Origin of the sequence: Neosynechococcus sphagnicola sy1, assembly GCF_000775285.1 — a bacterium.
Classification (GTDB): domain Bacteria; phylum Cyanobacteriota; class Cyanobacteriia; order Neosynechococcales; family Neosynechococcaceae; genus Neosynechococcus; species Neosynechococcus sphagnicola.
Genome location: NZ_JJML01000002.1, coordinates 95,181 through 107,090, shown reverse-complemented (window position 1 = coordinate 107,090; position 11,910 = coordinate 95,181). Strand labels below are relative to the sequence as shown.

Annotated in this window: 12 protein-coding genes and 1 pseudogene; 10 read left to right on the top strand and 3 right to left on the bottom strand. The window is 52.9% G+C overall.

Translation table 11 applies throughout. The features are described 5' to 3' along the window. The first annotated feature begins 75 nt into the window (after positions 1 to 75). The 3 genes from DO97_RS01210 to DO97_RS01200 all read left to right on the top strand — a co-directional run bounded on the left by DO97_RS01210 (position 76) and on the right by DO97_RS01200 (position 3,333). Positions 76 to 1,293: an NAD(P)/FAD-dependent oxidoreductase gene (locus tag DO97_RS01210; RefSeq protein ID WP_036530535.1), complete on the top strand. Its 1,218-nt coding sequence runs from the start codon at positions 76 to 78 to the stop codon at positions 1,291 to 1,293. Next, positions 1,290 to 2,012 (top strand): HAD-IA family hydrolase, encoded by a 723-nt coding sequence (locus DO97_RS01205; RefSeq protein ID WP_081980574.1) that lies wholly within the window; start codon positions 1,290 to 1,292, stop codon positions 2,010 to 2,012. The genes DO97_RS01210 and DO97_RS01205 overlap by 4 nt, the downstream gene beginning before the upstream one ends. A 154-nt stretch (positions 2,013 to 2,166) precedes the next feature. Continuing rightward, positions 2,167 to 3,333, top strand: a complete 1,167-nt coding sequence (locus tag DO97_RS01200; RefSeq protein ID WP_036530534.1) for a DNA double-strand break repair nuclease NurA — start codon at positions 2,167 to 2,169, stop codon at positions 3,331 to 3,333. A gap of 92 nt (positions 3,334 to 3,425) precedes the next feature. Here the strand turns inward: DO97_RS01200 and DO97_RS01195 are convergent, their stop codons facing one another. Next, positions 3,426 to 3,872 (bottom strand): T3SS (YopN, CesT) and YbjN peptide-binding chaperone 1, encoded by a 447-nt coding sequence (locus DO97_RS01195; protein ID WP_036530531.1) that lies wholly within the window; start codon positions 3,870 to 3,872, stop codon positions 3,426 to 3,428. Positions 3,873 to 4,293: 421 nt separating this feature from the next. On the opposite strand from DO97_RS01195, the gene DO97_RS01190 reads away from it, so the two are divergent. From DO97_RS01190 to DO97_RS01180, 3 genes are read left to right on the top strand one after another with little or no spacing between them, the layout of a single operon-like run. Further along, positions 4,294 to 5,679 (top strand): nicotinate phosphoribosyltransferase, encoded by a 1,386-nt coding sequence (locus DO97_RS01190; protein WP_036530528.1) that lies wholly within the window; start codon positions 4,294 to 4,296, stop codon positions 5,677 to 5,679. Next, positions 5,676 to 6,290, top strand: coding sequence for a nicotinate-nucleotide adenylyltransferase (locus DO97_RS01185; RefSeq protein WP_036530526.1), 615 nt, complete (start codon positions 5,676 to 5,678; stop codon positions 6,288 to 6,290). Before DO97_RS01190 ends, DO97_RS01185 begins: the two co-directional genes overlap by 4 nt. Beyond that, positions 6,236 to 6,979 (top strand): NUDIX hydrolase, encoded by a 744-nt coding sequence (locus tag DO97_RS01180; RefSeq protein WP_036530523.1) that lies wholly within the window; start codon positions 6,236 to 6,238, stop codon positions 6,977 to 6,979. Before DO97_RS01185 ends, DO97_RS01180 begins: the two co-directional genes overlap by 55 nt. Before the next feature lie 28 nt (positions 6,980 to 7,007). Here DO97_RS01180 and nrdJ read toward each other — a convergent pair. Further along, positions 7,008 to 9,306 (bottom strand): annotated as a pseudogene (gene nrdJ, locus DO97_RS30565) (ribonucleoside-triphosphate reductase, adenosylcobalamin-dependent). Positions 9,307 to 9,554: 248 nt separating this feature from the next. Between nrdJ and DO97_RS01170 the strand changes: the two are divergent. Next, on the top strand, positions 9,555 to 9,917 hold the full coding sequence (locus tag DO97_RS01170) for a hypothetical protein (protein WP_052128230.1): 363 nt from the start codon (positions 9,555 to 9,557) through the stop codon (positions 9,915 to 9,917). 11 nt (positions 9,918 to 9,928) lie between these two features. Here DO97_RS01170 and cysE read toward each other — a convergent pair whose 3' ends face one another. Continuing rightward, positions 9,929 to 10,720 carry a serine O-acetyltransferase gene (cysE, locus tag DO97_RS01165; RefSeq protein WP_036530522.1) on the bottom strand — a complete coding sequence of 264 codons (792 nt, stop codon included), beginning with the start codon at positions 10,718 to 10,720 and terminating at the stop codon, positions 9,929 to 9,931. Positions 10,721 to 10,894: 174 nt separating this feature from the next. Here cysE and DO97_RS01160 point away from each other — a divergent pair, with 174 nt between their 5' ends. From DO97_RS01160 to DO97_RS01150, 3 genes are read left to right on the top strand one after another with little or no spacing between them, the layout of a single operon-like run. Beyond that, positions 10,895 to 11,053 (top strand): hypothetical protein, encoded by a 159-nt coding sequence (locus tag DO97_RS01160; RefSeq protein ID WP_162182918.1) that lies wholly within the window; start codon positions 10,895 to 10,897, stop codon positions 11,051 to 11,053. A gap of 50 nt (positions 11,054 to 11,103) precedes the next feature. Beyond that, entirely contained in the window at positions 11,104 to 11,532 is a 429-nt protein-coding gene (locus DO97_RS01155) for a response regulator (RefSeq protein WP_036530517.1), read from the top strand. Beyond that, positions 11,529 to 11,906 carry an Hpt domain-containing protein gene (locus tag DO97_RS01150; RefSeq protein ID WP_239651340.1) on the top strand — a complete coding sequence of 126 codons (378 nt, stop codon included), beginning with the start codon at positions 11,529 to 11,531 and terminating at the stop codon, positions 11,904 to 11,906. The genes DO97_RS01155 and DO97_RS01150 overlap by 4 nt, the downstream gene beginning before the upstream one ends. Positions 11,907 to 11,910: the final 4 nt, after the last annotated feature.

Below are 11,910 nucleotides of genomic sequence, written 5' to 3'. Positions count from 1 at the left end.
CCGAAGGAGATACCGCTCAATTGCCGCTCCTATCCATCCCTGCCCTGGAACGGCAGGGTTTCCCAGAGGTTTTCGATGACTCAACAACCAAAACGGATTTGTATTCTTGGCGGTGGCTTTGGGGGGCTCCATACCGCCCTGCGCTTGAGTCAGCTGCCCTGGGAAACCCAACTAGGACATGCAGACATTGAGACGTTGCCTCCCGAAATTGTGCTGGTGGATCAGCGCGATCGGTTTTTGTTTTCCCCCCTGCTTTATGAGTTAGTGACAGGGGAACTCCAAACCTGGGAAATTGCCCCGAGTTACTCCGAATTGCTTGCCAACACCGGGGTACGGTTTCGTCAGGCTGCGGTGATCGGCCTGGATTTACAGGCAAAAACGGTGCAATTCCAGGACGAGGCCGATCTCCCCTACGACAAGTTGGTGTTGGCCCTTGGTGGGGAAAGTCCCCTGGATCTGGTGCCTGGAGCTGCCGAATATGCCCTGCCCTTTCGGGTGCTGGCCGATGCCCAGCGTCTGGAAGCAGCCTTGCGGGTTTTGGAAGCATCCCCTGCTGAGAAGATTCGTGTAGCAGTGGTGGGGGCGGGGTACAGTGGCGTTGAGTTGGCGTGTAAACTGGCAGACCGCCTGCAAGGGCGAGGACGACTGAGACTGATTGAGCAAGGCTGCCAAATTTTGCGCTCCGCTCCCGAGTTTAATCGAGAGGCCGCCCAACGTGCCCTCTCCCAGAGACAGGTTTGGGTCGATCTAGAGACCACCATCGCGGCGATCGCCGGCGATGAAATTTCCCTCACCCATCAAGGTCAGACCGATACCATCCCCGTGGATCTGGTGCTGTGGACGGTGGGTACCAAAATGCACCCCGTGATTCAGACCTTGCCCGTCCAGAAGAATCAGCGGGGACAGTTACTGATTGCTTCGACCCTGCAATTGCCCGACTATCCGGATCTGTTTGCCCTCGGAGATATGGCGGACTGTCGAGATGCCGAAGGTCAGCAGGTACCCGCCACTGCCCAAGTCGCGTTTCAACAAGCAGATTATGCAGGGTGGAATCTCTGGGCCAGCCTGACGGGACGACCCTTATTGCCCTTCCGTTACCTGCATTTGGGGGAAATGATGACCCTGGGGACTGACAATGCCACCTTTGCAGGACTGGGAGTCACCCTGGATGGCCCCATGGCACATCTGGTGCGGCGGCTGCTCTATCTGGCGCGGTTGCCAACCCTGGATCATCAACTCAAGGTTGGCTTCAGCTGGATCACGCGCCCCCTAGTGGATGCCTTAAGACAATGAGTACTGCCCCGGGGTTTCCAGCCGTTCCCCCTACGGATCACTATGCCACTCTGGCCGAGATTCCCCTGCCAGCCACCCCACCCCAGGTGATTTTTGTCGATGCCGTGGGGACGCTGTTTGGCATACAGGGCAGTGTAGGCGCTATCTATGCGGCGATCGCGGCTGAATTCGGTATTGAGGCTTCTGCACCAGCGCTGAACTCCGCGTTTTTTGCCAGTTTTCAGAGTAGTTCGGCGGCGGCGTTTCCAGGGGTAGCGGCGGCTGAGATTCCCCAGCAGGAATACCGCTGGTGGCGGGCGATTGCGGCCCAAACCTTCCAGCGGGTGGGGCTTTTGGATCAGATCTCGGACTTTGAGGCATTGTTCACCGAGCTTTATCATCACTTTGCGACGGCGACTCCCTGGTATCTCTATCCAGATGTGATTCCCACCTTGCAGTCCTGGCTGGCTCAGGGGATTCCCCTGGGGATTCTCTCTAATTTTGATAGTCGTCTCTACACGGTTTTGGAGGTGTTAGGACTCCGTCCCTACTTTGCCACCATCACCATTTCCACGGAGGTGGGGAGCGCTAAACCCCAACCCCAAGTGTTTCAGGTGGCGCTGGCTAAACACCAGTGCCCTGCCGCCGCCGCCTGGCATATTGGGGACAGCCTGCGAGAAGATTATGTTGCCGCTCAAATGGCTGGCCTCCGGGGGATCTGGTTAAATCGACCCGAGTAATCGAGGCGCAAGCACCCTAGATGGTGATTGATAGCGCTAGTCAGGCAGATTCAGGAGATGATTAGACTGTCAAACGCTGATTCTGGGAGACTGCCTGACACGCCATCGCACCAAGGTTTTTGACGATGGCTATCCTGTTCAGAGAGCTTTGCCGATGCCCCTCAAACCGTCCCAAATTTTAGCGCTCCTGCAAGCCAAACAAGCTGAGTTTCAGAACTTTGACCACCAATCGCGGCAACTGTTGCAGCAATATCGTCAAGGGCTGACGACCTTAGGACAACGCTCCTCAGAGGTCGTGACCCAGCAACTCCAGGAAATCGCCGATCCGGGAGCCCGACCCCTAGAATCCTGGGCAGCGTCCCCCAATTGGTTAATGGACTTTGAACCGGTGTGGCAGAGTCGGGAGCAGAGTTTAGCCTGGGTGCGCGATCGCCTGCTGGGGATTTCTACTTTTGCCGTGGATGGCTCCCAAATTTACCCCAGCAAAGATCTGTCGATTCCAGTGGCGCTGGTGCAAATTGGCTGGTTTGAGAATTCGCATCACCCCAATGGCAGTTACGAAAAAGACATTGCCGTGGATATTCTCACCCCCAGTGATTTGCAGGTGAGTAACAGCGGTGAACTCGCGGAGCGGCAGGTGAATATGCGGCGGTTTGAGATGGAAACCGAACGATTGATCCAGTACATGGCTAATCATGCGGGTTGTGAAACCTGTCTGGCCTTCTGGGATGGTTCCCTGGTGGTTACCTTTGCCGATACCTTTGACCGCGAGAGTCGCGCCTTCTATATTCAGTGCATCTGCCGCCTACTCCAGGCCAGTGAAACCCATCGTGTCCCCCTGGTCGGTTATATCGACACCAGCTATGCCCATGACCTTACCCTGTTGTTGCAGCATTGCGGGGGGCTACCCCCAGCCCATAGTATCCATGATGCCCAACTTCTGAACTGGGGGATGACCTGGGGCGATCGCACCCCCGCCTTTTTGTGCCAGCGTCCAGGCATTCTCAGGGACTATGATCCATCCCAGAGGGATTCACTGATTTTTACCTATCTCAAAACCCATGATGGCTACCCCGCACGCTTGGAGTTTCCCCGCTGGATCTACGATGCCGGACGGCTGGAAACCGTAGTGAACTGGATTCGCGGGGAGGTGATTATTGGCAGTGGCTATCCCTACGTGATTGAAACCGCCGATCAGACCGCGGTGCTCCAGGCGGGCGATCGCCAGAGCTTCTATCGTCTCTTCCAAGACTGGGCAGCTCAAGCTCAGCTGAAGCTGCGCCTGTCGCGGAAAATGGTTAGTAAAGCCCGACGACGCTAACCTCCAATTTAGATCCTGATTTCTGACCTTTGACACAAACTAATTTACCGTCTCGTGTTTAGGTTTTTACCCTATCTCTAGTGATCCATGCTTTAAACGGGTGGTTCTTCCAATGCTCGTCGTCCTCCCCATTTCGTAGTAATTTCGTCATCGTATCGATCCGCTGTTTCTAGCACTGCCCTTACAGAAGCTTTCAATTCCTTCTTGTCACAGGTAGAGCCAACAATGGCATGTTCAAAACGAATATCACCATCTTCATTGATACCAAAGGCTCCAAACTTCATCACCACATTTTGCCGCAGTAAGAACTCCATCAGGTCAGAGGTAAGTCCTATATCCGTAACCACATTAGACCAGACCCGCACTAAGGTCTCGCCACTGTCCCAAGGTACTACCTCTACCACAGCTAAGGCTGACCCCATCGGGATAATGCAGACATTAATCTCCTCCTCTGCAATCAAGCCATCGGGGAATAACTCTTGTAGCCAGGTTGCTACTTTTTCATAGCAGGCCTTTTGAGCAGCGGTTTGAAGTGTCATGGGGAGGTTTCTCTCTGAGGACAAGTGGATGAAATTGGGGATCACGCTGTCTGACTCGTGATCCTGTAATGGCGTTTATTTGTTAGTTTGTACCATCAGCCTGACTATGACAAATGATATTTAAGAGCGGTTAAAGATGCAATCAAGGGGTACAGGGATGCCAAAGCATCCCTAACAGCTGAGACCCCAGTCACTGGATACACCCCAGGTTATGTTGTACTTCACTATAACCACTGACGCTCACAATTGCAGATTTTAAGCCCTGTCTAAGGGATTAAAGCCCAGTATTGACCCAATAAAAATAATACTTTCAGAATCATTGCCCAATATAATGGGTATAATTTTGGTTGAATCAACTATAATTTAACGGTAACTGAATATTGCCCGTGTCTAAAAACACCCACCCCGCAGGGAGGCTCACTTGAATCAGTCAACCCTGGATATCCAGCCTCAGGACTATGGTCTTCTGACGGATCTGTATCAACTGACCATGACTGCTTGTTACCTTGGTGAAGGCTTGGCGCAGAGTCGAGCTAGTTTTGAAGTGACGGTTCGGCGTTTGCCAGCAGGCTTTGGCTATCTGATTGTCATGGGTCTGGAACAGGTTCTAGATTATTTGACTCAGTTGCAGTTTGCTCCCAACCAGCTGACGGCGTTGCAAGCAACGGACATCTTTGCCCATGCCCCTGATGAATTTTGGTCCTTACTGACAGATACCCCGTTTAGAGGTGATGTGTGGGCTGTCCCTGAAGGAACAGCTGTCTTCGCCAATGAACCATTGCTTCGGGTCGAAGCCCCCCTTTGGCAAGCCCAAATTGCTGAAACCTATCTTCTCAATGCCCTTAATTATCAAACCTTAATTGCTACCCGAGCAGCTCGTTTGCGAGCGATCGCTGGTACCGAGGCAACCTTATTGGAGTTCGGTACCCGCAGGGCTTTTAGTCCTCAGGCCTCTCTGTGGGCAGCACGGGCCGCACTAGCAGCTGGATTTAATGGCACTTCCAATGTTCTGGCAGCCCTACGACTTGGTTCTAAACCAGCGGGAACCATGGCTCATTCGTTGGTGATGGCCTTAACCGCAATGGAGGGTACCGAAGCCGCTGCTTTTACAGCGTTTCATCGTTATTTCCCAGGATCTCCGCTGCTGATTGATACCTTCGATACAATCGCGGCGGCGCGTGATTTGGCTCAAAGACTGCGGTCAGGTGAGATGCAACTTGCCGGGGTGCGTCTAGACTCCGGCGATTTGGTGACCCTTTCTCAACAGGTAAAAGCCCTGTTACCCACCGTACCCATTTTTGCCAGCGGTGATCTAGATGAATGGCAGATCGCCGATCTGCAAGCCGCCGGAGCCTGTATTGACGGCTATGGCCTGGGAACTCGTCTGGTTACCGGAGACCCTGTCAATGGCGTGTATAAACTGGTGGAACTGGAGGGTCGTGCCGTGATGAAAGAATCCCCTGGCAAGATCACGTATCCGGGGCGAAAACAGATTTTCCGGCAGGTGGCTCAGGGGAAGATTCGGGGCGATCGCTTGGGGGTCGCAACAGAATCTCCGTTGCCAAGGGAGATCCCGCTGTTGCAGTTAGTGATGAAACAAGGCCAACGGCTGTATGACCCTGAACCCTTGGCTGAGATTGCCCAGCGCACCGCTATGTCCGTTGCCAGTCTTCCTCTGGCAACCCAGCAGCTCAAAGATCCGATGTCTCCGGCAGTAGAACTCTCTGATGAATTGCAAATGCTGATCCGGCAAACCCAGCATCTTTCCCGAATTGATAATCCCTCTCAATCTGCTAGTCTGCCATGAAAACCATTGCTCTGTTTGGCACCAGTGCCGATCCACCCACAACCGGACATCAATCCATTCTCCGCTGGTTGTCCCAGCACTTTGATTGGGTGGCGGTGTGGGCGGCGGACAACCCCTTTAAGTCCCACTCCACCTGCCTAGAACACCGGATGGCGATGCTGCATCTCTTGATTGCTGCAACTCAGCCAGCGATTAACAATGTGGGTCTCTATGCAGAACTTAGCAGCCCCCGAACCCTGGAGACGGTGGAACGCGCCCGTCAGCGTTGGCCCCACGCCCATTTCACCCTTGTGATCGGGTCTGATTTACTGGCTCAACTGCCCCAGTGGTATCACATTTCAGAGCTGCTGGAGCGGGTGCATCTATTGGTGATCCCACGACCGGGTTATGGGATCACAGCTGCCCATCTGGAAAAGCTGAAAGGAATGGGAGCCATCGTCGCGATCGCCGATCTTCCTGGCCTAAATGTCTCGTCCACAGCGTATCGTGAGAATAGAGAATCGGAAGAATTACCCCCACCCATCGCTGCCTATATCCATCAACAGCAGTTGTACTCATGTCAGGACGCTTCTCTAAAAAGACGGCCGATTCATCCCCACAACGGGTGTTAGCTGCATTTAAAGTTGGGGTTGATAATGTAATTTTCTCGGTAGATACCACCCTGAACCGAGTTCTGGTGCTGCTGGTGATGCGCCAACAGGAGCCTTATCTGGGGCAGTGGTGTCTACCGGGAACCTTGGTACGGCAAGGCGAGACTCTAGAAGATGCTGCTTACCGGATTCTGGACGAGAAAATTCGGGTTAAAAACCTCTACCTAGAGCAGCTTTACACCTTTGGAAATCCTCGACAGGAGAGGGGTGTGCCTGCCAGCCCTAGCGTCCGTTATCTCTCGGTCAGTTACTTTGCCTTGGTGCAATTTGAAGCAGCGGAACTGATTGCCGATGGGGTCAGTGGCATTGCCTGGTACCCGCTGGATCAGGTGCCGCTCCTAGCATTTGATCAAAATCGCATTCTCCAGTATGGTCATCGGCGGTTGTGTAACAAACTGGAGTATAGCCCTGTTGCCTTCGACGTTCTCCCCGAAGTCTTCACCCTCAATGATCTTTATCAACTGTACACAACGATTCTGGGTGAGAATTTTTCTGACTATTCTAATTTTCGCTCCCGCCTCCTGAAGTTGGGGTTTTTGCAGGATACGGGGGTCAAGGTATCGAGGGGGGCTGGCAGACCTGCGAGTTTGTATCGCTTTGATGCCAATGCGTTTGCCCCCCTAAAAGATAAGCCCCTAGTTTTTATTTAAAACTCTTGACAGATCCCTAGCATCCACCTTAAGAGTTGGGTGTTTGTTCTGGTAATAGGCACTTATCAGAGTCGCACCCCGCAGGACCAGCTTCTTCGAGGTAGCCGGAGTCATAACGATTCAGAGCTGACTGGAAATCCTGGGTACGGCGACGATCGAGGACATCCTGCTGAAACTGCTGGTAAGTTGCCCGGTTGATCGGCTCAAAGGGTAAGCGGGGAAAGGTTTGATGATCGTCAAATCGAGCCAGTAATGCGGCTGAAATATAGCCTTCGTCATCCCGAATCGCTTCGTAGATGCGAGTTCCCAATGCCTCTACCTCGGCTTCGCGAAGTTCAATGGTGGCGGAGGTGTTGTGGGTTACGTAGCAACCCTGCACCTGCATATAGAAATCCATCTGTGCTGGGGCAGAAAATTGTGAAACATCGATCGCATCTGCCCCTGGCAGATCCGCCCAGGACACGGCCACGGGAATTTCCACCAACCATTCTGTACACCGTGGATCAAAGGGATCATTGAGGAGGTGGCCATTTTCGTCCTTATCAGACTGGGAGGGCACCACCTGATAGCCGTAGTCAATACAAGCTAAGGCCACTGGATCATTTTTACGGAAGGTAATCCGACGCAGAAATCGTTGGGATTTGGGGGGATGCCAACCGGGAGAGGCATTGGTCAGCAGTGACTTGGTTCCAGAGGGTTGCACGGTTGTGCAGCGATTGGGACGTTTGATTCCATGGCGATCGCAGTAGTCCCAGATCACCCGATGCACCGTATCCCGCCAGCGATTTAAGTACTCTTGTTCTTTCTGTTTGAAGGCTAGCCCAACTGCTGTCTGGGGGCGACCTGCTTGCCACCATTCCAGCCACTCCACTCCAAAGGCATGGACAAAGAAGTCAAACAAGCCGGTAAAGGAGACCCCGACAATCGGGTCTAATTCACGGGACTGACGATAGCGCTCCTCCACAAACCGATGGTTCAGCAGCGTGGCCACCGATAACGCTCCCGCCGTAAATGCATCCTCCTGCTCCTGGAGGTTCTTGGGATCGAGTCGATTTAAGTGAATTTCGCTGAGATTACAGTGAAAATTGCTCCCTAAAATTTCACCGCAGGGGTTGAGACCATACCGCTGCAACCGTTGCTCTAATTCATGGGTTGGGATCTCTGGCAAATGCTGTTGCAGCCATTGGAACCCCCTCTCCCTGGCTATAGGCTTGCAGGAAGGCTGTCTTTTGAGTAGGGGTTTGGAGCAGATCGTAATTCCCCCGAGCGATCGCCTCTCCTGCCCATTGAATCGCCCCTTCGCCAGAATAGTACTGCTTGCGAACGGCATCAATGCATTCGTCTAGGGTGGGCTTGCGGTGGAACACTCGGGTATGATTCGCCATCCGTAGGGAATCCCGTTGGGGATCAATGCGCCAATTGCCATTTTCATCTTGCTGCCAGAGGTTATCTTTGGCGGTTGCCCCTAGTTGGTCATCACTATTAAACTGGCGCATCCCTGCTGATCGTCTAATATTTCCGGCGACGATGGTAACCGCAGCTTCATCAATCAGCAGGCAGCACTCAACGGAGGTTAACTGTCGCCCGATCGCCTGATTGAGAATTGCGGCGCAGCGCTCATACAATCCTGGCAGACGAATTGGATTGGCAACCCCGCCAAATCCTTGTAGGGCTTCCCCCGCAGGTCGAACATCACTGAGATCAATCAGGATTTGTACCTGGCCATCAAAGCGTTCATCGCTGGCTAGTTCCAGTAAGGTTTGATAGGACTTCACCCAGCCCTGGCGGCTATCCCCTACCCAAACTGTTACCTGATCCCCTGTGATCGCTACTTCAGTCAATTCTCGCCGAGCCGCCGCTGGCGTCGTCCCGAGTGCCCCCTGAACGGTGACCTGTACCTGATTGCGAATCGGCGGTAGTTGACTAATGTATTGCGGCTCTAAAACCGCCCCGGTACCACAGCCCATCATGGCTAGATCCATCATCAAGCCAAAGGCGCGCCAGTCCACCACATTGGTGCTGGTACAGTTGTAAGCACCCGAAAAATTCTCCGGTCGTTCCAGCCACTCCGATCCACCCACCCAGAGCCAGCGTCCTGAGGGTAACGACTTAATCTCGCCCTGCATTCGCTGTAGAAGTTGAACCTCTGTGGGCATCAGCTTGCCGAGCCGAGCCATACCGGTAATCGTGCGATCGCACACCTGATCCCAACTTTCCCGTCGTCGGCCAAATTTACGGCTGTAGGTTCGAAAGAAGACAGGGTTAGCAGCAGGCGCAGTTGCAGGAAATTCATGGGTCTGCTTGGGGCGATCGAGTTCTCGAACCATAATAGGGTCTCGCTATTGGTTGAAGGAAGAGATTTGCTAGGTATAGTACTTAAAGTTATTACTGTACACCATCAATAGGGTTTTAGAGAAAACCTATTGAGCCTTGCCGACTGTTCGAAGTTTTAACCCAATGTCCTCCGCTCCCTAGCGATTGCCCCTAGCCCATGCCCTCCATCGCAACCGTTCTTTGATCGATAGCCACTCTCTGCAAATTGCAGCCAGAAAGCAGCCCAAATTTACGTTAACCCTTGGGCACAAGCCTGCTGGTACTTTCCTCCAACCCGCGAACAATCCGCATTGCTGGCACTTTGAGTCTGGTGGATGCAGCCCCTTCGATTCCCATCTTGCAGCAAGACGATCGAGCCACTTGGCACGATCTCTTAGAAGCTGCCCGCCGGCAATTTACCTGGCCCACATCGGGGGGCACCCACCAGGATCAGGCTTTCCCAGCCCTGCCACCCAGCCCCACGGATCGACTACCGATGTTTTGCCTCCTATTGCTGCAGCCTAGACAGGTGGATCATCTAGAACTGCAACTAGAGTCTCAAACCCGCTGGATTGATGATCAGCAGCAGCCCCTTCAGGGGGCAGTTCGGTGGGTAAATCCTTAAGACACCAATCTTTAGATGCCCGTTCCGTTTAAAAATTCCTCAATGACCTTATCTCGCAGATCACAGCAAGGTGCAGCAGTTTGAGGAACCAGAGCATGCTCCCCTCCACTGACCCGGACGGTAAGATGGTGCGGGACAAAATCAGGAATGGAAGGTGGAGTCTGTCTCGATTCCCATTGCCCAGCCTGGAGTTGCTGCTCCAACGCTTCAATACGATCCACCAAAGCTCGAATGACTTGGGCTTCTGAATCAGGTAACCGTCCGTGTTCCAGGGGTTCAACTCGTTCACCGGAACGGAAGACAATCCGACCTGGAACGCCTACCACGGTGCAGTCAGAGGGTACATCCCTCAGTACAACTGAACCAGCCCCAATCCGAACATTGCTGCCAATTTGGATATTCCCCAGTACTTTAGCGCCAGCGCCAACTACGACATTTTCTCCCAAGGTGGGGTGACGTTTCCCCGTTTCCTTGCCCGTGCCCCCCAAGGTGACACCTTGATAAATCAGGGCATAATCTCCGACGATCGCTGTTTCGCCAATGACCACTCCCATGCCGTGATCGATGAAGACGCATTTGCCAATCACAGCACCGGGGTGAATTTCAACCCCGGTGAGGAATCGGGCAATGTGAGACAACAGCCGGGGAATCAACGGCAAACCCAGAACATGAAGCCAATGGGCAAAACGGTGTAACAGTAGCGCCTGGAAACCGGGATAACACAACAGAACTTCTAACCAGTTACGAGCAGCAGGGTCGCGCTCGAAAATGATGCGAAAATCAGCTAGTAAGGTATTCAGCACAAAGGTTACTCAGGGGGATATTTTAGAGCACACCAGCTTCCATCTTAGCCTGACTCCCCAGCGTCGCCTGCAATCCGGCTCAATTTTTTCAGTACCCCGGATTGCATTGGGATCTTGCAAAAGCGTTTAGGATGTCTGCAGCGGATTCTGGATATTTTTGATGGAGGCAGACTGATGCCCCTTGCCGTCTTAGTATTATTGCTAGCCAGTGGTGGACTGTTGACAAAGGTGCTGATCGTCTGGCCGTTAAGCTGGCTAGAATGGCTCCAGGTGCCGGGTTGGTTGAGTCTGGGTCTGTTATTCTTCGTGTTTTCCTGGTGCTTCGCAGAGTAGAAACGTCTACGGCGGTATTGAAAATCTGAACTATTTCCCAGGATGACCCTATGATCAAGGCGACTCTTCAGAATGATGGCCACCCGTCATCGGTGAAAATCCTTGTGGTAGAAGATAACAAGGTCAACCAGAAACTCGCCCTGAAACAACTCAAGGTCTTGGGCTATGTGGCCGATGTCGCCAGCGATGGTCAGGAAGCACTGCAACGGATGGATCAAGACACTTATGATATTGTCCTGATGGATTGTCAGATGCCGATTCTGGATGGTTATGATACAACTCGTGTGATTCGCCAGCGAGAAGGTGTGCACCGACAGACTGTGGTTATTGCGATTACCGCCAATACGTCAACTGCCGACCGAGAAAAATGCCGCGAGTCAGGGATGGATGACTTCTTAAGCAAGCCTGTGACCCAGGAAGATCTGTCAGCAATTTTAAACCACTGGATTCAACATATCGTCCGTCAGAGCCGCAAGTGACAACCGTGCAAGAACCATCTCATCAGAACGATCCTCCCTCAGAAAACCCGATTAATTGGGAATTTCTCCATCAACTGTCTGATGGGGATACAGAATTTCAAATGGAGCTGCTGGATGTCTTTGTGACGGACACTCAATCTAATCTTGATCTGATTAAAACCGCGATCGCAGCTCAGGATTGTCGGGGCGTGGAGCAATCTGCCCATCGGATCAAAGGTGCCAGTGGTAGCTTGGGCATCACAGCGATGCAATCCGTCGCCGCAACCCTTGAAGATCAAGCCCGTGATCAACAACTCACGGATGCGATAGAGCTACTTTCCCGTTTAGAGTGGCTTTTACAAACGGTTGAAGCTGCGGGTTCACTGGCAAGTTAGTTGA

Excerpts from the sequence above, each read along its gene's own strand:
- DO97_RS01210 (WP_036530535.1), top strand. The coding sequence starts at position 76 with ATGACTCAACAACCAAAACGGATTTGTATTCTTGGCGGTGGCTTTGGG.
- DO97_RS01205 (WP_081980574.1), top strand. The coding sequence starts at position 1,290 with ATGAGTACTGCCCCGGGGTTTCCAGCCGTTCCCCCTACGGATCACTAT.
- DO97_RS01200 (WP_036530534.1), top strand. The coding sequence starts at position 2,167 with ATGCCCCTCAAACCGTCCCAAATTTTAGCGCTCCTGCAAGCCAAACAA.
- DO97_RS01195 (WP_036530531.1), bottom strand. The coding sequence starts at position 3,872 with ATGACACTTCAAACCGCTGCTCAAAAGGCCTGCTATGAAAAAGTAGCA.
- DO97_RS01185 (WP_036530526.1), top strand. The coding sequence starts at position 5,676 with ATGAAAACCATTGCTCTGTTTGGCACCAGTGCCGATCCACCCACAACC.
- DO97_RS01180 (WP_036530523.1), top strand. The coding sequence starts at position 6,236 with ATGTCAGGACGCTTCTCTAAAAAGACGGCCGATTCATCCCCACAACGG.
- DO97_RS01160 (WP_162182918.1), top strand. The coding sequence starts at position 10,895 with ATGCCCCTTGCCGTCTTAGTATTATTGCTAGCCAGTGGTGGACTGTTG.
- DO97_RS01155 (WP_036530517.1), top strand. The coding sequence starts at position 11,104 with ATGATCAAGGCGACTCTTCAGAATGATGGCCACCCGTCATCGGTGAAA.